Below are 20,850 nucleotides of genomic sequence, written 5' to 3'. Positions count from 1 at the left end.
AGTAACGATAATAGCCCGACCGCATTATGCAAAGAGGCCAAATAAGCATACGCTATATTTGGCCTCTTTGCATAATGAGGACTTGCCCAACTGATTTTAAAATGTCAGTTTGTCATATTGTTTTATGCCAATTGTAATGAAAACTGACAATTTACTCGGTTTTTTATATTGGCATAAAGATTGCCTTAGAGTCTTCGAGCCGTTAAAATAAGTATACAATAAAAATTAAATATATTAAAAATGGGTAAAATAATCGGAATTGATTTAGGTACAACAAACTCTTGTGTTTCTGTAATGGAAGGTAATGAAGCAGTAGTAATCCCTAATGCTGAAGGAAAAAGAACAACACCATCTATCATCGCTTTTGTTGAAGGTGGAGAAATTAAAGTGGGTGATCCTGCGAAAAGACAAGCAGTAACTAACCCAACTAAGACTATTGCTTCTATCAAACGTTTTATGGGACATTCTTTTGCTGAAATTACTGAAGAAGCAAAAAGAGTTCCTTATTCTGTAGTAAAAGGTGACAACAATACTCCACGTGTGGATATTGATGGTCGTTTGTACACTGCACAAGAATTGTCAGCTATGACACTTCAAAAAATGAAAAAAACTGCTGAAGACTATTTAGGTCAAACAGTTACTGAAGCAGTTATTACTGTTCCTGCTTACTTTAATGATGCTCAACGTCAAGCTACAAAAGAAGCTGGTGAGATTGCAGGTCTTAAAGTTATGCGTATCATCAACGAACCAACTGCTGCGGCATTGGCTTATGGTTTGGATAAAAAAGGAACTGATCAAAAAATTGCTGTTTACGATTTAGGTGGAGGTACTTTTGATATCTCTGTTCTTGAATTAGGAGACGGTGTATTCGAAGTATTATCTACAGATGGAGATACTCACTTAGGAGGAGATGATTTTGACCACGAAATTATTGACTGGTTAGCTGACGAATTCAAAGCTGAAGAAGGTATCGATTTGCGTTTGGATCCAATGTCATTGCAACGTATCAAAGAAGCTGCTGAGAAAGCTAAAATTGAATTGTCATCTTCTGCTGAAACTGAAATCAACTTACCTTACGTAACTGCTACAGCTTCAGGACCAAAACACTTAGTTAAAAAATTAACTAGAGCTCAATTTGAAAAATTGACTGACTCTTTAGTAAAACGTTCTATGGCACCAGTTGCTAAAGCGTTGAAAAATGCAAATTTAACAGTAAATGACATTGACGAAGTTATCTTGGTTGGAGGTTCTACTCGTATCCCAAGAATCGTTGAAGAGGTTGAAAAATTCTTCGGTAAAAAAGCGTCTAAAGGAGTTAACCCTGATGAAGTTGTTGCAATTGGAGCAGCTATTCAAGGTGGAGTTCTTTCTGGAGATGTAAAAGATGTATTGTTACTTGACGTTACACCTTTATCTTTAGGTATCGAAACTATGGGTGGTGTTATGACTACATTAATTGAGGCTAACACAACTATTCCAACTAAAAAATCTCAAGTATTCTCTACTGCTTCTGATTCTCAACCATCTGTTGAGCTTCACGTATTGCAAGGAGCTAGAGCAATGGCTGCAGATAACAAAACTATCGGTCGTTTCCACTTAGATGGTATTCCACCTGCACCAAGAGGAGTTCCTCAAATCGAAGTTGCTTTTGATATCGATGCTAATGGTATCATCAAAGTAACTGCTACTGACAAAGGAACAGGTAAATCTCATGACATTCGTATCGAAGCTTCTTCTGGATTAACTTCTGAAGAAATCGAAAGAATGAAACAAGATGCTGAAGCAAATGCTGAATCTGACAAAATTGCAAGAGAAAGAGCTGAAAAATTGAACGAAGCTGATGGAATGATCTTCCAAACTGAGTCTCAATTGAAAGAACTTGGAGCTAAATTGTCTGATGATAACAAAGTGGCTATCGAGTATGCATTGACTGAATTGAGAATGGCTCACCAATCTCAAGACATTCCTGCAATTCAAACTGCTCTTGACAACATCAATGCAGCTTGGAAAAAAGCTACTGAAGCTATGTACGCTCAAGGAGAACAAGGTGGTCAACAAGCTGCTGAGCCACAAGCTCAAGCACAAGGAGACAATGTTGAAGACGTTGAATTCGAAGAAGTAAAATAATTATTTCTCGTAGAGATGCACTGTAGTGCGTCACTGCAACATAATAAATGAGAAACCGAGCTAGTAATAGCTCGGTTTTTTTGTGTTTTAAAGTCAGGAACGTACAGTTTTTTTTTGTAATATTACTATACAAATTATTTTATGAGAAAGATTAAATACAAGAAAGGCAAACGATTACAGCCCTATAGTTTAGAATATACGGGTCTACACAGAAACAAGGAAATCGAAATGCAATTGTTTGTTTATAACGATTGTACGGTAAGTGAATATGAGAATGGTACTATTGCCAATTTGGAAAAGCATATTGATTATACTAAAACAAATTGGTTAAATATTCACGGTCTGAATGATATTGATTTGCTCAAAGAAGTTGCCAATTATTTTGAAATAGACAATTTCATGTTGGCCGATATTTTGAATATCGGAAAAAGAACCAAACTCGAGGAGGAAAAAGACGTTTTGTTTTTTAACATAAAATCGATGTTACCGACAGAAAACTCAGATGATATAAGGGTGGAGCAAATTAGTTTTTTATTAAAAAAAGGAATTTTAATTTCGTTTCAGGAAAAAAGGAGTGATTTTTTTACCCATATACGCGAACGCATTCGAACCAATTCAGGAATTGTACGAACCAAGAATGCAGATTATCTATTGTATATTCTGTTGGATGCCATTATTGGTAATTTTTATATAACTATAGAAAACGAGGAAGATAAAATAGAAGATCTAATTAACCTCACCAAAACTAGCGCTGATCCTATTATTTTGGAAAGAATAGAGAAGCATAGGGATAATTTTAATTTCTTGAAACGCTCCATTATTCCACTTCGTGATTCATTATATGCTATTAAAAGTATAAAAGAGGACAATGTTTTTAATGAAATTGAATCGGATAATTTTAGCTTTTTTACCCGTTTGCATCAAAAGTGTTTGGAGCTTTTGGAACAAATAGAATCCGATATGGGATCTCTGGAAAGCGCCTCAAATTTCTTTTTTGCGGCACAAACTCATAAAATGAATGAGATTATGAAAACACTTACAATCATCTCTGTCATATTTATCCCGCTTACTTTTATTGTGGGAGTTTATGGAATGAATTTTGACAATATGCCCGAATTAAGAGCTCACAACGGATATTATTTGGTAATGGTCTTTATGTCCTTGGTAGTAATTGGGATGGTTTTTTATTTCAAAAGGCGAAGATGGTTTTAATTTTTTTTTAAATAACAGTTTATTATTTAAAGCTGATTTTGGTCATATTTAGTGGAAAATTAAAGATATAATTTTGTATAAAGCGTTTAAAGGTTTTAAATTTTAAAAGTATGAATATGAAAAAAGCTATATATATCGCAACGATTGAGGAGAATTGCGGTAAGACAATAATTACCTTGGGGTTACTGAGAATGCTGTTGGGAAAGACTGCAAAAGTGGGTTATTTCAGGCCCGTGATTGAAGATTATGAAGAGGGAAAAAAGGATACTCATATCGAGATGGTTATATCTTATTTTGATTTAGATATTAAATATGAAGATGCATATGCGATTACTAAAAGTAAATTAATAAAGAAAAAAAATAATGGAAAATTAGGCGAAGTTGTTGATTTGATTATTGAAAAATACAAACAACTGGAAGACCGTTTTGATTTTGTGTTGGTAGAAGGAACTAGTTTTACGGGAGAAGGAACTGTCATAGAATTGGACATGAACGTGCTGATTGCCAAAAATCTTGGAATTCCTACCATAATTGTTGGCTCCGGAGAAGGGAAAACATTAGAAGAATTAATCGACAATTTGAATTTAGCCTATAATTCATTTAAAGTAAAAGAAGTTGAAGTATTGGCGGTAATTGCAAATAAAGTACAACCTGAAAATTTAGAATTGGTGACAACTGGATTACAAAAAAGTTTGCCAGAATCAATTCTAGTCAATTCGATTCCATTAATTGGTAGTTTGAATAATCCTACGATGCAAGAAATTGTTGAAGTATTGAATGCTAAAGTATTGTTTGGCCAGGAATATTTGAACAATCAGGTGAGTAGTTATAGCATTGGTGCGATGCAATTATGTAACTATCTTTTACACCTTAAAGAAAATAACCTTATTATCACTCCAGGCGATAGAGCCGATATTATCCTTGGGGCATTGCAGGCAAATGAATCAGCTAATTATCCAACCGTTTCAGGAATTGTTTTAACGGGGAATATAATTCCAGAAGACAGTATTTTGAAATTAATAGAAGGGCTTTCTTCTGTGGTGCCAATCATAACCGTCGAAGGCGGTACCTATCATATTGCCAATCAAATTGGAAATATTAAGTCAAAAATATATGCCAATAATATTCAAAAAATTGAGACATCGATAAATACGTTTGATAAATACGTTGATTTGGATGTTTTAATCGACAAATTTAATGCTTTTAAAGCAGAAGGAATGACACCTAAAATGTTTCAATACAATATGGTGAAAAGAGCCAAAGCCCATAGAAAGCATATTGTTTTGCCGGAAGGAAATGATGAAAGGATTATTATTGCTGCATCCCGTTTGCTGGCAATGGATGTAGTGGATATTTCTATTATTGGAAATAAAAAACAAATAGAAAGTAAAGTTGCCGAATTAGGCTTGGATTTTGATTTTTCTAAAGTACCAATCATTAATCCAATTGAATCTGAAAATTATGAGGATTATGTAAATACCTATTATGAGTTGCGAAAAGCAAAAAATGTAACTCTTGCAATGGCTAGGGATTTAATGGAAGATGTTTCTTATTTTGGAACAATGATGGTATACAAAGGGCATGCAGACGGAATGGTTTCCGGTGCTGCACATACAACGCAACATACCATTTTACCAGCGCTACAGTTTATTAAAACCAAACCAAACTCATCAGTGGTGTCCTCAGTATTTTTTATGTGCTTGGAAGACCGTGTTTCTGTTTTTGGAGATTGTGCCATCAATCCGAATCCTACTGCGGAACAGTTGGCAGAAATTGCGATTTCATCCGCCGATTCAAGTATTGCTTTTGGAATTGAGCCCAAAATAGCCATGTTATCGTACTCATCAGGCTCATCTGGAAAAGGAGATGAAGTCGATAAAGTAAGGACGGCTACCGAAATAGTAAAACAAAAACGTCCAGATCTTAAAATCGAAGGACCAATACAATACGATGCTGCTGTTGATTTGGAAGTGGGTCAAAGCAAAATGCCAAATTCTGAAGTAGCAGGACGTGCCAGTGTATTGATTTTTCCCGATTTGAACACAGGAAATAATACATATAAAGCGGTTCAAAGAGAAACGGGAGCATTGGCGATTGGACCAATGTTGCAAGGTTTGAACAAACCCGTAAACGATTTGAGTCGTGGTTGTACCGTTGACGACATTATAAATACAGTAGTAATAACAGCTATACAAGCACAGGGATTATAGCTTTTTAATTAAATAAAATTTTAAATGAAAATAATAATTATAAATTCGGGAAGTTCGTCTATTAAATATCAAATGATTGACATGCCTGCCAATGAGGTAATTTGTAGTGGGATGATTGACAGAATAGGTTTAGAGTCTTCAAATTTTAGTTATGTGACCAATACTGTCAAAGTAGAGGAAACACTACCAATTGCCAATCATAAAATTGGATTGCAGAAGATTTCCCAATTGTTGATGGATGATAAAGTTGGGGTTATCAAAAGTACTTCGGAGATTGAGGCTGTTGGTCATCGTGTGGTGCACGGAGGAAGTGATTTTTCGAATACAGTAACGATTACAAAAGAAGTAAAGGACAAAATCAGACAACTTTCAGATTTAGCGCCTTTACATAATCCTGCCAATTTAGAGGGAATAAATGTTGCTGAAGAAATTTTCAGTTCTGCAAAACAAGTAGCTGTTTTTGATACCGCTTTTCACCAAACAATTCCGGTTGTAGCCCACAAATATGCGATACCTAATTTTCTTTTGACAGAAAATAAGATACGTGTCTATGGTTTTCATGGAACAAGCCATAAATATGTTTCGGAAAAAGCAATTTGTTATTTGAATGAAAAGAATTCTGGGAAATCATCAAGAATTATTACCATACATCTAGGAAACGGATGCAGCATGACTGCCATAAAAGACGGGAAAAGTATTGATCATACCTTGGGATTTGCGCCTATGAACGGTTTGATTATGGGAACGCGAAGCGGCGATGTAGATCAGTCAATAATTTTTCACATGGTTAATTCATTAGGTTATTCATTGGATGCCGTGAATAATTTGTTGCAAAAACAAAGCGGAATGCTTGGCCTTACCGGATATAGCGATTTACGGGACATCGAATCTAATGCCGAAAAAGGAAATTTGGATTGCCAATTGGCTTTGGATATGAATGCCTACAGGATTAAGAAATTCATAGGTTCTTATACTGCCGTTTTGAATGGGCTGGATGCTATTATTTTTACTGCCGGTATTGGAGAGAATTCATCCTACATCAGAAAATTAGTGTGTACCGATATGGATTATTTTGGATTAGAATTGGATTCTGCCAAAAACGAAATTCGTTCCAAAGAAATTCGGGAAATAAATACTCCGGATTCAAAAACAAAAATTTTAGTTATTCCTACTAATGAAGAAATAGAAATAGCAAATCAGGTTTATGAATTGCTATTAAAATAAAATAAAATTATTTCATCAAAAAGCTTCTGTGTTCAGGGGCTTTTTTTGTGATTTTTATTGAAGAAATGTAATTATATTTGATGAAAAATCTTCGCGTTTTGAAAACTAAACTACTCCACATACTCTTTTTTTGTTTTACGTCATCGCAATTATTTGCTCAAGAGTTGCTTCCTTTTGTTGAAAACTATAGTAAATCAAATTATCAAGGTGATAACCAGATTTGGAATGTGGTACAGGGAAATGACAATGCCATGTATTTTGCCAATAATTATTATTTGTTGCGATATGATGGTGTAAAATGGGAGAAATATACGCTACCCAACAAAACAATTATTCGATCCATAATGGTGGACGGAGACCGTATTTATTCGGGTTCTTATCAAGAATTTGGTTATTGGTTTCGTAAAGACGCCAAGATGCATTATGTTTCCATTACGAAAGGGAAAAAGGTTTTTGACGCCAATAATAATGAAGAAATCTGGAAAATATTCAAGTTTAACAACAAAATTTACTTTCAGTCTTTTAATGGTATTTTCGTGTTTGACGGTAAGGTTATAAAGGAAAAACAATTTCGTTTTTTGATTTCCTATTGTTTTGTTGTCGATAACCAAATATTGATCGCTTCTGTTGAAAAAGGAATCTTTCGGTTGGATAATGGAAAAATCGAAAAAGTAAATGGATTGTCTCTTTTGGAAAATAATGTAATTCATAGTATTCAAAAACATCAAAATAAAATTTATTTTTTCACAAAAAAAAGTGGAGTTTATGTGTTTGAGAATAATGTTTTGAGCCCCTGGAAGAATGATTTAAACGACATATTGAAAACGGCCAATATTAATGTGGCTCAATTCATCAAAAACAATAAGTTGATTATTGGGACTGCCAATAAAGGTGTTTATATTTTGGATTTAAATGATGAATCCTATAAAAATATTAATAGAAATAACGTCTTGATGAACAACTCAATTTTGAGTATAGGTCAGGATAAAGAGAATGATTTATGGCTGGGACTCGATAATGGAATAGCCCATATTGAAGTCAATTCTCCAATTTCGATATTTTATGACAGCTCTGGAATTTTAGGTTCTGTATATTCAGTGGCAAGTATTCCAAAAGGCTATTTGATGGCCTCCAATCATGGTGTTTTCAAATATGAAAATAAACAACTTTCATTAATCCCCAACACGCAAGGGCAAGCTTGGAATATCAGTAAAATAAACGATCAGTATCTGATTGGTCATAACGAGGGAACTTATACTTATAAAAACGGTTTGTTCAGTAAATTGAACAACATTAATGGAGGTTGGAATTTGGCCAAAAGCAGTATTAATAATTCGTATTTGCAGGCGACCTACAGTGGGGTTGTTATTTACAATGATGCTAATGATTTAAAACAAAATATAGCAATAAAAGGAATATTGAAACCTATCAAATATCTTGCGCAAAACCGGAAAAATGAAATTTGGGCTGCAGATAATAACAGAGGGTTGTATCGTATTTTGTATAATGAAGACTATGTGGCCCCCAAAGTTGATAATGTCACTCAACGCAGTAAAATAAGCAATGACTTTGGAGTTAAGATATTTGAATTCCGAAATGAAATTCTTTTTTTGATAGACAATTCTTGGTATACTTTTAATTCCATTACTAATCAACTAGAAGCAAATGAACTGTTTAATGCTAATTTTAAAAATGCCTCTGATATTGTGACTATTGATGAAAATCATTTTATGGTACTTCAGGATGGACTTTTGTACCATATATATGCGGAGGGTACTAAATTCATCAGAAACAGTATTCAAGAGAAGTACTATAAAGGAAAAATCATCAATGACAATCTAAAAGTTTTTAAGGACGGAAATAATTATTTACTGAATTTGGATGATGGTTTTATTTCACTTGATCTAAAATACGACGCAAAGAAGAGGCCTGCAGTGAAGATTGAAGCTTTTAATGATAATATTTTGGTTGAGAATAATTCAAAAATTAATCATAATTCAGAGCTTAGGATAAATGTAATATCTGGGATTTATGGTGCGACAAAACCAGATTTGTTTTATAAAATAAATGGAACAAAAGATTTTTTTCCTATCAAAGAAGGATTGATTCTTTTGAATAACTTAAGCAGCGGTTCCCACGATGTCACTATTTATAGTAATGACGGTTTAAATTATGATAAAATAGCCAATTTTCAATTTGTTGTGGCCAAAGCATGGTATTTTTCTGCTTGGATGATTTTGGTTTATATGATTTTGATCGGGCTCATCCTTTATCTTTATTATAAATGGAATAAGATGAAATACATTCAGAAGCTAAAATTGCAAAAAGAAGAATTAAAGCATCAGAAGGAAATTTTGGAAATGGAATTAAAAGCCGAAAATGAATTGAATAGCCAGGAATATGAGAAACATATTTTGGAATTGGAATTACAATCAAAATCTTCTGAAGTTGCGGGTAAATCACTTTCAATAGCTAAGCAAAGTGAAATGATTGAAAATATTCAGAATATCTTGGATACGGAATCCGATTTCAATAAATTAAAAAGTGAGATTAAGAAAGCCATAAAAATTAATGCTGTGAATAAGCATGAATGGGAAGTTTTTGAGACCAATCTCAATCAAATTAATAATGAATTCATTATTGCCCTTTCAAAGAAATATCCAAATTTAACTCCAAAGGATATTAAGCTGTGTGTGTACTTAAAAATGAATCTTTCATCCAAAGAAATAGCCCCTATGATGAATATTTCCTTTAGGGGAGTGGAACTTCATCGCTATCGTTTAAGAAAAAAATTGGGGCTTTCTCAAGAAGAAAACCTTTCTAAGTTTTTATTATCTGTATAAAATAGCTTGTTTTTTTATAGATAATATACTTTTTTTGCATTTTTATTACGGAATAACAACGCATCATCACTACATCATATACCTTTGATGCAGTACTTCATTAGGTTTGTAAAGTTCTTTAAAATAAGGGTTTGTTGGCGAATTATCATGATTTGATGTATTCGTGTAGTAGTGCTGTTTTGGTTACTACAACGTTGTATTAAACTAATTTAGCTGAACTAACTTAAACGTTTAACAAACCTATGAGAAATTTTATTTTTAGCTTTTTAGCACTCATTCTACTTCCAGCCTATATGTCTGGTCAAGTAATCAAAGGAAAAGTATCGGATCAGAATGGAATGGGAATTCCTGGAGCATTTGTTGTTGCAGGAAATGTTTCCGCTGATACTGATTTTGATGGAAGTTTTAGTATTAATGCCAAAGAGGGCGATATACTAAAAATTAGTTTAGTCGGTTTTGAATCTGTATCAGTCGCTGCAACTTTGACACCAATGACTATAATTATGAAAGAATCCAAAGACACTGCATTGAAAGAAGTAGTAGTTATTGGATACGGTACAAGAAAGAAAATAGATAATACTACAGCTATTTCTTCCATAAAAGCAGAAGAAATTACCAAAACAAAAGTTTTGAATGCTTCACAAGCTATTCAAGGTAAAGCTGCTGGTGTACAGGTAATTTCATCTGACTTACCAGGTAGTACACCTTCAGTAATTATTAGAGGTTTGGGTACTGCTTTAGGAGGGAGAACCCCTTTATATGTTGTTGATGGAATGCAAACAGAAAACATCAATAACATTAACGCAAATGATATTACTTCTTATGAAATTTTAAAAGATGCTTCTGCACTTGCAATTTATGGTACTAGAGCTGCTAATGGAGTAATCATTATTACGACTAAAAAAGGTAAAGGGGAGAAAATTTCTGTTGAAATTGAAAGCTTTGCAGGTATGAGAGAGCCTTTAAAAAGGGTTAAAATGGCCGGTAGTAATAAATATTCACATTACTCTAATGTAGCATTACAATCGACTACATTTTCGCAAGATCAACCCGTTAACACTGACTGGTTTGACGAGATTACCAGAACTGGAAGTTATACTCAAAATAACATATCTATTTCAGGCGCATCTGAAAACATAAAATACTTTTTCAGTTTAGGAAACTACGAAGAAAAAGCAGTTTTAAATGGTTTAGACTATGGTCGTACAACTTTTAGGAATAATAATGAATATAAAATTTCTAAAAAACTGACTTTAAATCAAACTTTCAGTTTTACATCTGCAAAATCTAAGCCTAAGCCGTTAAGTGCTTTTACAAATGCATACAAACAATCGCCAATTGTGCCAGTTTATTTTCCTGATGGGAAATATGGAGTTTCTCGTGTAGGCGATGACGGGTTTGCAAGCGAAACTGGATCTTCATTTAACAATGTTGGAAATCCAGTGGCTCAATTGAATTTTTTTGATGAGCAACAAAGAAGTGTAACTTTACAGGGTGGTTTGAAATTAGATTATGAAATTATAAAATCATTAAAATTTACTTCACAATTTAATGGGGAATATTACACTTGGAAGCAATACAATTTTGATGACACTAAGAACATTTGGTTGGCAGCAAACCCTAACAAGGTTCCAAGTGATTATGAAAATGAATTTCCAAATGATAATATAAATTTATTGACTAAAGGTAGAGAAGAATATTTTAACTGGAATTTATCTAACTACCTGACTTATAACAAAGTGTTTGGTGAAATTCATGATGTAGAGTTGACAGCAGGTATCGAGACTTCAGTTAGAGGCCCGAGAGAAAAACTGACAATTGCTAGGAAAAATGTTAATTCGAATTCTAACTATTGGTCTTTAACAGGAGATAATGATTATGAAGCAGATATTAAGAATTACAAAGATGAAGTTTTTAACGAAACAAAGCTAGCATCTTATTTTGGTCGTTTCCAATATAAATTAATGGAGAGATACTTATTTACAGGAACTATTAGACGTGACGGATCTTCAAATTTCGGAAAAGATTACCGTTGGGGTAATTTCCCTGCCTTTGGTTTAGGTTGGGTTATAACCAAAGAAAACTTTATGGAAGATGTGAAAGTAATTAATATGTTGAAATTAAGAGGTGGTTGGGGTAGATTAGGTAATCAAAACGTGCCGCTTAACAATCAGTCTTATACTTCTGGTCCAAATGCTTATTTAGGAGGTTCAATTTTAAATCAAGGAACAACTATCAGCTCTCAAATTGATCCTAGTTTATCTTGGGAAATAACAGAAGAATCTTCCGTTGGTTTAGATTTTGAATTATTAGACAGCAGATTAAAAGGAGCTTTTGATTTGTATGATAAAAATACTTCAAACGTAATTTTAAATACTAAACCATATTTAACTTCTGGAATCACAGCAGCTTCGCCAGCACACGTTGGAGAAGTTTCTAACAAAGGATATGAGATTTCTTTGCGTTGGGATGATAAAATCAATGACGACTTTAGCTATTGGGTTGGTGGTAATTTTTCGAATAACAAAAATGAACTAACAGGTTTAAAAAATGTTATTTTAACTCAACAAGTTGGAGGAGGATTAGGTAATGGGCAAGATACTAAAATGTTAGATAATACTACAGTTGGCCAACCACTAGGAAGTTTTTATATCTATGAATATGCTGGTTTCGATACTACAAACGGTAAAATGATGTATTATAATGCCGCTGGAGAAAAAGTTACGCAAGATGCATTAAAAGCAGGTACAGATAAAAAATATGTTGGCTCTAGTTTACCAAAATCAAACTACGGAGTATCATTAGGGTTTAATTACAAAAACTTTGACTTTTCAGTTGATGGATATGGAACTAATGGTGCAAAAGTTTATAACGGTAAAAAAGCTCAGCGTTTTTCAGGCGAGAACATCGAAGAATCTCTTGCTACAGATTTCTGGACACCAAATAACCTGAACGCTTCTAATCCTGCACCATTTAATCAAGTGCCAGTTGCATCTACTTATTATTTAGAGTCTGGCGATTTCTTTAGAATCAACAATATTACATTAGGATATAAACTGCCAATTCAAAGTAATAATTTTATTAGTTCTTGCAGAATTTATGTAAACGCTATCAACCCATTTATTACACAAAAATTCTCAGGTTTCTCTCCTGAATTAAACGGAGATGGAAATCCTTATGGAACGCAAGGTGTCGAGCTTGATGCTTATCCAACATTAAGATCATTTGTAATTGGTGCTAATTTAAAATTTTAATACAATGAAAAAGATATATATAGCAACGTTTGTATTTTCAACGTTCTTTTTTGCGGGTTGTGCAGACGATTATTTAGATGTAGACCAAACAGAATCTATTTCTACAAAAGATACAGAATTATATAATAATGATGCAGGTGCAGCTCAGTTTGTTACGGCCATTTATAATAAATTCTTGAATTGGGATATGACTTCATTCGGATGGATAGGTCTTTCAAGTATAACCTCCGATGATGCCGATAAAGGTTCTTCACCTGGAGATACCGGTACTGATAAGGATGTGCTGGATGCCTTAACTTACAATGCTTCAAACCCCTCTGCAGAAAGTACTTTTATTGCAAATTATGATGGAATTAACAGATGCAATCAAGCCTTAAACATTATTCCAAAATTAGATAAGGCTGATCCAAATTTAAGAGCTAGGTTAATTGGGGAAGCTAAATTTTTAAGAGCTTTTATGTATTTTACTTTGGTGAAATGCTACGGTGGAGTACCAATTGTAGATCATTTGCCGGTTCCTGGTTCAGATTCTGATCGAATCATGCAGCTGACTCGTAAAACATCTGCAGAGGTTTATGCTTTTATCGAAAGTGATTTAAACGAGGCAATTGCTGCATTGCCAGATAAATCAGCTTATTCAGTAAATGAAAGATCAAGAGCTTCAAAAGGTGCAGCTTATGCTTTATTGGCAAAAGTTAGTTTGTATCAAGAAAATTGGCAAAAAGTAATTGATAATTGTAATAAGGTTACAGGTTATTCTATCGTTAGTGATTATGCCTCAATGTTCAAAGCTACAGGAAAATTTGATTCTGAATCTATTTTCGAAATTTATGCTTACGGTGCAGATCCAGTCAAAGGAATTGAGGGATATTCTAACACACAAGGTGCTCGTGGTACTGGTGGTTGGGGATGGGGTTTCAATACGCCGTCTCAGAGTTTAGTTAATGCATATGAAGCAGGTGATGTCAGAAAAGCAGCCACTATTATTTTTAGAGGTCAAACATTATATGATGGCAGGTTAGTGCCAAATACAGTAGAGAATGAGCGTTATAACTACAAAGCGTATTCATCAGCTTATACAAATGCATGGGAAACGGATGTTGATATTAAATACCTTAGATATGCTGAAGTTTTGTTAATGAAGGCTGAAGCTTTAAATGAATTAGGACAAACATCAGAAGCAATTCCGTTTTTAAACCAAATAAGAAACAGAGCGGGGCTGGGGAATACTACTGCTGTGTCTCAAACGGATGTTAGAATAGCTATTTGGAAAGAAAGAAGAGTAGAGATGGCTTTTGAGCATGATAGATTTTTTGACTTAGTTCGCACAGGTCAAGCTAAAGCAGCTTTTGAGGTAGATGGAAAAGTCTTTACTGAAGGGAAAAATGAACTGTTTCCTATTCCAGCTTTATTCATAAATCAAGCAGGCGGATTGTCACAACAAAATCCTGGTTATTAATTCTTAAAAACTGTAAAAATGAAAAAAAATAAATATATTTTCTTATTTGCTTCGGTTATAGCTGCACAATTTTTTGGGAGCTGTAATGAGGATAGTATAGATAAAGTTAACGACCCAATTCCTTATGAGTCAATTGGTGGATATGATAGCTCTGATGATGTTGCGGCAGACCATTTAATTTCTAAATTTAGTTTTGATGGAAATTTAAATGACAGTAAAAGTAATATTACAGGTCTTGTAGGAACTAATGTAGGATTTGGTGATGGAATAAAAGGAAATGCTTATTTAGGTTCTAGTTCAGAAGCTAGATATGCTATAGGAAATGCTACTTCTAAAATTACTTCTTTAAATGATTACTCAATTTCATTTTGGATGAATACAGCTAATACAGTTCCAGATGGAGGAAGCCCTGCTCAAGGAAAAGGAGCACAAGGTATTTTTTCAATCGTTAGACCAACGGAATTTTGGGGAGGAATTAATTTGTTTTTAGAAAACCCGGACAGTCCTTTTCCTGATAGATTGCGAGTAAAATTGGAAGTAGAAAATGGAAGAACTGGTGTGGTTTGGAAAACACAAGCCATTATTATGAATATTGATAATAGTTTAAATACCTGGGTTCATGTTGTTTTATGTTATAATTCTGGAACAAGTACAATTTCATGTTATGCAAACGGGGTATTAAACACAAGCGCTATATGGTATGCAAATGACCCAGGTGGACCGAGTAACCCAAACAATGCACCAAAATACGGAGCATTTGAAATGGTTGGCACAAATGGGAAAATTGTTTTTGGAACACACCAATTTGAAACAACCCCCCCTTTAAATAACGGTTCTGATCAAGGTTGGGCAACTAGTTTTGTAGGATTAATAGATGAATTCAGAATTTATGATTCCGCTCTTACTGATAATGAGGTTACTGCTTTATACAAATTAGAAAAAGATAAAAGATAAGGATTTATTTGCACACCTGATCAACTCAAAATCAGGTGTGTATTTTTTTAGTCATTAATTAGTAAAATAAAAAACAAAAAAATGAATAAATATACTTCAGGCATAGTACTGTTTCTATTGTTTAGTACTCAAATTATGTTATCTCAAAATTCAGTAAGTTATTCCCCTTCGTCAACAACAATTTCAGCGAATTCAGGAGTTGAAGTCTTAGTTCCTATAACTGTAACTTGTTCAGGTAATATGCCAACCACATTAGTTGGAGTTCAGCCAGCGAATACTTGTTCTAATATTGATGGGTATACAGGGATTAACTACACTGATAATATAACTTCTTTAACTCCAGGTCACTCTACGGTAATAAAATTTAAATTTAAAAAAACAGTAACCGCAAATACTTCGATTACTTACTTATTTACAAATAATGGAAGCTGTAACTCTCCTCAAATAAGAATTACGGTCAACTATATTGGTGCTCCAATAACTATTCCCACTTGTAATTTGCCAATAGCAACTGGCATAGACGCTAAAGGTTTACAGAACGCTATAACAATAAAATGGAATAAAGTTCCGGGAGCAGTTTCATATACTTTTGGGTATTCGACAAATGGAGTTAGTGGTAGTTCTGTTTTACTTTTGGATAATGTAGTTTGCAATTCTACTACATGTACACAGACTATTACTAATTTAACATCTAATACTAAATACGATTGGCAATTGAGAGCTGAGTGTTCTACTAATTTTCCGGATTATTATTCTGGAAATTGGGCATTTGGATCAGTTTCGACATTACCACCTCCCCCTTGCCCAACATCTAAACCTACTAATCTAAATGCAACTCCATTGGATGGAGCATGGAGAATATCGTTTGTTCCAGTTCCAAATGTTACATATTATACGATGGAATATTTTGATTTAGTGAGTAATAGTGGTGGAGCGACTCAAATAGCATATTCATCAGCTCCAGATTATTATTATTGTTTTTTCTATAATATACCATCTAATCACAACTTTAAGTTTAGATTTCTTCAAGAGTGTAATATGCATACAGATTGGGTAACTATTCTAGCTCCAACTTGTGAAAGGCCAACAGGTTTAAATATTTATAACAGTGGAGGAACGGGAACTTTCAATTGGATAAAAAGTGCGAATTCTCAAATGTATAATGGAGAATATATGATATATAATTTAGCAGGCCAAAAAGTATCGGGGACTTTTAGTACTTCAAGTACTTCATATGCTACAACAATTATTACAAGCTCAATTTCAGGAGAAAAATTTATTAAGTTTAGAGTAAAGTCTAAATGTCTTGATGGTGGAGAAACAGATTTTAGTGCTTGGTCTAATGCTAATTTATGGAATAATTAATTAGATAAATTAAAAATGAAAAATCATCTATTCTTAATATTTTTTTTGAGTTTTTTCAATTCATGTTCATCATCAAATCCATCGGATGGGAATACTGGAGGTACGCCATTGCCTACAACTCCAAAACCTCCTGTCACAGCTTTGACAGATGATGAAGTCTTGAATCAGGTTCAAAAAGATGCCATAAAGTATTTTTGGGATTATGCCGAACCTAATTCAAAATTAGGCAGAGAGCGTTATCACACAGACGATCCAAGTTTCGAAGCCAACAAAGTAACCACTGGAGGTTCAGGTTTTGGTTTAATGTCTTTGATTGTTGGAGTAGAAAGAGGTTTTATTCCAAGAGCCGAAGCCGTTACTCGAATGACCATCGCAATGGATTTTCTGGAAAAAGCCGACCGTTTTCACGGAGCTTGGTCACATTGGATAGATGGAAACACTGGTCATGCCATTTCTTTTGGGAATAAAGATGATGGTGGGGATATAGTGGAAACTGCTTTTTTATGCCAAGGTTTGATTGCCATGAGAGAATATTTCAAAGATGGAAATAATCAAGAAAAAGCATTGTCTGCCAAAGCGGATAATCTTTGGAAAGGGGTAGAATGGAGTTGGTACACAAATGGTGAAAACGCGATGTATTGGCATTGGTCACCAACCTATCAATGGGAAATGAAATTCAAATTGGAAGGATACAACGAATGTTTGATTGCCTATATTTTAGGAGCTGCTTCCACAACTCATCCAATTCCTGCCGCCGCATATCACGAAGGATGGGCACGAAACGGAACGATTACAACTAGTAAAACACAATATGGAATTCCTCTAGTATTCAAATACAATACAGGAAGTGGAAATACTGGACCTTTATTTTGGGCTCAATATTCTTACTTAGGATTAGATCCTTCTCAATTATCGGATAAATATGCAAATTATTGGGAATTAACCCAAAATCAGGCAAAAATCATTTACAGTCATTGTGTTGCTAATCCAAAAAATTGGGGCGGCTATTCTGAAAAATGTTGGGGTCTTACAGCTAGTTATTCCCGAAATACTGACGGAACAACAGGCTATTCTGCTCATGACACCGATAATGATTTAGGGGTTATTACTCCAACAGCTGCATTGTCTTCTTTTCCATATACTCCGACGGAAAGTATGAAGTTTTTACATTATTTATATGATGAAAAGAAAAGTACTTATGTAGGAATTGCAGGGCCTTATGATGCTTTTTCACCACATTATAGTTGGGTTACACCACGTTATTTGGCAATAGACCAAGGAACCATAGCTCCAATGATTGAAAATTATCGTACTGGCTTGATATGGAAATTGTTTATGAATGCACCGGAGGTAAAGCAAGGTTTATTGAATCTTGGTTTTCATTCTGGAAAATATGGGTTTTAAGTTAAAAGAGATAACAAGTTATTATAATTCATAACTATTGGTTGTTTATATCATTAATAGGGGTACAAACACCCCTTAATAAGGGTAGTTAAAACCAGTATTGTTGGTTGTTTTTGCCAGTAATAGTGGTAGTTTAAACCAGTATTGTTGGTTCTTTGTACCAGTAATAGTGGTGGTTAAAACCAGTATTGTTGGTTGTTTGTACCAGTAATGGGGGTGGTTAAAACCAATACTATTGGTTGTTTGAACCAATAATAGAGTTATAAAATACTAATATTCGAAGAAAATAACACAGTAATATATATACTAAGCTCTAAAAGAGTCAGATAACCCGACACGGTTACTGATGTGCATCAATAAAGGGAGGGATGTATTTAAAATAATAAAAAAATGAAAAAGACATTAATTGTAATACTCTTAGGCTCCATTTTTTTGGGCTATAGCCAAAAGAAAGAAAATAAAAAAGCCGTTGTAATTAAACCTAAAGCTGAATTTGTGGCCGAGTTGTTATCCAAAATGACTTTGGATGAAAAATTGGGTCAATTGAATTTACCAACTTCGGGAGATATAACCACCGGTCAAGCCAATAGCTCTGATGTTGCAAAGAAAATCGAAGAAGGCAAGGTCGGTGGATTATTTAATATCAAATCGGTTCAGAAAATAAAAGAAGTTCAGCGAATTGCAGTCGAAAAAAGCCGCTTGAAAATTCCTTTGATTTTTGGAATGGACGTAATTCACGGGTACGAGACGACCTTTCCTATTCCTCTTGGACTGTCATGTACCTGGGATATGAAATTGATCGAAAGAAGTGCTCAAATCGCCGCACAGGAGGCAAGTGCGGATGGAATCAATTGGACTTTTTCGCCTATGGTTGATATTTCTCGTGACCCACGTTGGGGAAGAATTTCCGAAGGTTCTGGAGAAGATCCTTTTTTGGGAAGCCAAATTGCCAAAGCGATGGTAAACGGATACCAACAACACGACCTTTCCAAAAACAATTCCATTTTGGCGTGTGTTAAACATTTTGCGTTATATGGTGCTCCTGAAGCAGGTCGCGATTACAATACAGTCGATATGAGTCACATTAGAATGTACAATGACTATTTTCCACCTTACAAAGCAGCTATTGATGCTGGAGCAGGTTCGGTTATGGCATCTTTCAATGAAATTGATGGAATTCCTGCAACCGGAAATAAATGGTTGATGACAGATGTTTTGAGAAAACAATGGGGTTTTAAAGGTTTTGTGGTTACTGATTTTACAGGAATTCCTGAAATGATTGCTCACGGAATGGGTGATTTGCAAGCAGTATCTGCTTTGGCTCTAAATGCCGGAGTTGAAATGGATATGGTTGGTGAAGGATTTTTGACCACTTTGAAAAAATCATTGGATGAAAAGAAAGTTACTATTGAACAAATCAACAATGCAGTAACACTTATTTTGAATGCCAAATACGATTTAGGATTGTTCCAAGACCCTTATAAATATTGTGATGAAAAAAGAGCTAAAACTGAAATTTTTACTGCAAGCAGTAGAGATGAAGCTAGAAAAACGGCTGCTCAATCATTGGTTTTACTAAAAAATAAAAACCAGTTGTTGCCTTTGAAAAAATCGGGAACTATTGCGCTTATCGGACCATTGGCGGATGCCAAAAACAATATGTCTGGAACTTGGAGTGTGGCCACAAATGGGGATAAATGTATTTCATTATTGGCTGGAATCAAAGAAGTAGCGGGTAAATCGACTAATGTACTTTATGCCAAAGGAAGTAACTTAGACTATGACGAAACTTTTGAAACTAATGCTACAATGTTTGGAAAAACTTTAAACAGAGACAAACGTTCCAAAGAAGAAATGACTGCAGAAGCTTTAAAAATTGCCAATCAGGCAGATGTTATTGTGGCTGCATTAGGAGAATCTGCCGAAATGAGCGGAGAGAGCAGTAGCCGTACTAATTTGGAAATTCCTCAGGCTCAAAAAGATTTATTGAATGCATTATTAAAAACAGGGAAGCCTGTAGTTCTAGTTTTATTTGATGGTCGCCCATTAATATTAAATGATGAAAATGCAATGGTTCCGGCAATTTTGAATGTTTGGTTTGCCGGTAGCGAAGCAGGTTATGCCATCGCCGATGTTTTGTTTGGAGATGTAAATCCTTCAGGGAAATTAACGACTACTTTTCCAAGAAGTGTTGGGCAGTTGCCAATTTATTATGCGCATAAAAACACAGGAAGACCACTTTCTAACACAGAAGGTAAATTCGAAAAATTCAGATCCAATTATTTAGATGAAAGAAACGAGCCATTATTCCCTTTTGGTTACGGATTGAGTTATACCAATTTTGATTATTCAAACTTGAAAATTTCATCGGATAAAATGAATTCCAATGGTAAAGTAAACGTAGGCATTGAGGTTGCAAACACTGGAAATTATGACGGAAAAGAAACCGTACAAATGTACATAAGAGACGTAGTTGGTTCTGTAACAAGACCAGTTAGGGAACTTAAAGGTTTCCAGAAAATAGCCCTTAAAAAAGGAGAAAAACAAACGGTAACATTCGAAATTAGCGCTGAAGATTTGAAATTTTACAATTCTGATTTGCAATTTGTTGCTGAGCCTGGACAGTTTGAAGTTTTCGTTGGAGGGAACTCAAACGCAGACAATAAGGTAAGTTTTAATTTAGTAAATTAAGCTTGGTTAGTTTGTTTGGTTGCCCTTCGTTTTTGGTTAGACGGAGGGCTTTTTTTAAACCCAGAATTAAAGATTTACCATGTAAGAAATATAAGAAGATATAAGGT

At 34.3% G+C, this 20,850-nt stretch carries 11 protein-coding genes; all 11 read left to right on the top strand.

The genetic code is table 11. The features are described from left to right. Nucleotides 1-240: 240 nt before the first annotated feature. The 11 genes from dnaK (at nt 241) to bglX (ending at nt 20,743) form a co-directional block, all read left to right on the top strand. On the top strand, nt 241-2,127 hold the full coding sequence (gene dnaK, locus DOS84_RS03535) for a molecular chaperone DnaK (RefSeq protein WP_111408739.1): 1,887 nt from the start codon (nt 241-243) through the stop codon (nt 2,125-2,127). 141 nt (nt 2,128-2,268) lie between these two features. Then, nucleotides 2,269-3,339, top strand: coding sequence for a magnesium/cobalt transporter CorA (gene corA / locus DOS84_RS03530; RefSeq protein ID WP_111408738.1), 1,071 nt, complete (start codon nt 2,269-2,271; stop codon nt 3,337-3,339). Nucleotides 3,340-3,455: 116 nt separating this feature from the next. After that, nucleotides 3,456-5,549, top strand: a complete 2,094-nt coding sequence (gene pta, locus DOS84_RS03525) for a phosphate acetyltransferase (RefSeq protein WP_111409063.1) — start codon at nt 3,456-3,458, stop codon at nt 5,547-5,549. A gap of 24 nt (nt 5,550-5,573) precedes the next feature. Beyond that, nucleotides 5,574-6,773: an acetate/propionate family kinase gene (locus DOS84_RS03520; RefSeq protein WP_111408737.1), complete on the top strand. Its 1,200-nt coding sequence runs from the start codon at nt 5,574-5,576 to the stop codon at nt 6,771-6,773. 98 nt (nt 6,774-6,871) lie between these two features. Then, nucleotides 6,872-9,616 (top strand): helix-turn-helix and ligand-binding sensor domain-containing protein, encoded by a 2,745-nt coding sequence (locus tag DOS84_RS03515; protein ID WP_111409062.1) that lies wholly within the window; start codon nt 6,872-6,874, stop codon nt 9,614-9,616. 242 nt (nt 9,617-9,858) lie between these two features. Then, the gene (locus DOS84_RS03510; RefSeq protein WP_111408736.1) at nt 9,859-12,870 is read left to right on the top strand and encodes a SusC/RagA family TonB-linked outer membrane protein; all 3,012 of its coding nucleotides are present in this window, start codon (nt 9,859-9,861) and stop codon (nt 12,868-12,870) included. 4 nt (nt 12,871-12,874) lie between these two features. Further along, nucleotides 12,875-14,329: a RagB/SusD family nutrient uptake outer membrane protein gene (locus tag DOS84_RS03505; protein ID WP_111408735.1), complete on the top strand. Its 1,455-nt coding sequence runs from the start codon at nt 12,875-12,877 to the stop codon at nt 14,327-14,329. An 18-nt stretch (nt 14,330-14,347) separates the two neighbouring features. Continuing rightward, nucleotides 14,348-15,283, top strand: a complete 936-nt coding sequence (locus DOS84_RS03500) for a LamG-like jellyroll fold domain-containing protein (RefSeq protein WP_111408734.1) — start codon at nt 14,348-14,350, stop codon at nt 15,281-15,283. Between the two features lie 81 nt (nt 15,284-15,364). Beyond that, nucleotides 15,365-16,648, top strand: coding sequence for a fibronectin type III domain-containing protein (locus DOS84_RS03495; RefSeq protein WP_111408733.1), 1,284 nt, complete (start codon nt 15,365-15,367; stop codon nt 16,646-16,648). Between the two features lie 15 nt (nt 16,649-16,663). Further along, on the top strand, nt 16,664-18,052 hold the full coding sequence (locus tag DOS84_RS03490; RefSeq protein WP_111408732.1) for a glucoamylase family protein: 1,389 nt from the start codon (nt 16,664-16,666) through the stop codon (nt 18,050-18,052). Between the two features lie 390 nt (nt 18,053-18,442). Beyond that, nucleotides 18,443-20,743: a beta-glucosidase BglX gene (bglX, locus tag DOS84_RS03485; protein WP_111408731.1), complete on the top strand. Its 2,301-nt coding sequence runs from the start codon at nt 18,443-18,445 to the stop codon at nt 20,741-20,743. The last annotated feature ends 107 nt before the right edge of the window (nt 20,744-20,850 follow it).

Source organism: Flavobacterium aquariorum, from assembly GCF_003254745.1.
Lineage (GTDB): Bacteria > Bacteroidota > Bacteroidia > Flavobacteriales > Flavobacteriaceae > Flavobacterium > Flavobacterium aquariorum.
The sequence above is the reverse complement of the archived record's forward strand: the minus strand, read 5'-3'. Positions and strand labels throughout refer to the sequence as shown.

What these genes read in the sequence shown, in the direction of transcription:
- dnaK (WP_111408739.1), top strand. Translation starts at nt 241, where the DNA reads ATGGGTAAAATAATCGGAATTGATTTAGGTACAACAAACTCTTGTGTT.
- corA (WP_111408738.1), top strand. Translation starts at nt 2,269, where the DNA reads ATGAGAAAGATTAAATACAAGAAAGGCAAACGATTACAGCCCTATAGT.
- pta (WP_111409063.1), top strand. Translation starts at nt 3,456, where the DNA reads ATGAAAAAAGCTATATATATCGCAACGATTGAGGAGAATTGCGGTAAG.
- DOS84_RS03520 (WP_111408737.1), top strand. Translation starts at nt 5,574, where the DNA reads ATGAAAATAATAATTATAAATTCGGGAAGTTCGTCTATTAAATATCAA.
- DOS84_RS03510 (WP_111408736.1), top strand. Translation starts at nt 9,859, where the DNA reads ATGAGAAATTTTATTTTTAGCTTTTTAGCACTCATTCTACTTCCAGCC.
- DOS84_RS03505 (WP_111408735.1), top strand. Translation starts at nt 12,875, where the DNA reads ATGAAAAAGATATATATAGCAACGTTTGTATTTTCAACGTTCTTTTTT.
- DOS84_RS03500 (WP_111408734.1), top strand. Translation starts at nt 14,348, where the DNA reads ATGAAAAAAAATAAATATATTTTCTTATTTGCTTCGGTTATAGCTGCA.
- DOS84_RS03495 (WP_111408733.1), top strand. Translation starts at nt 15,365, where the DNA reads ATGAATAAATATACTTCAGGCATAGTACTGTTTCTATTGTTTAGTACT.
- DOS84_RS03490 (WP_111408732.1), top strand. Translation starts at nt 16,664, where the DNA reads ATGAAAAATCATCTATTCTTAATATTTTTTTTGAGTTTTTTCAATTCA.
- bglX (WP_111408731.1), top strand. Translation starts at nt 18,443, where the DNA reads ATGAAAAAGACATTAATTGTAATACTCTTAGGCTCCATTTTTTTGGGC.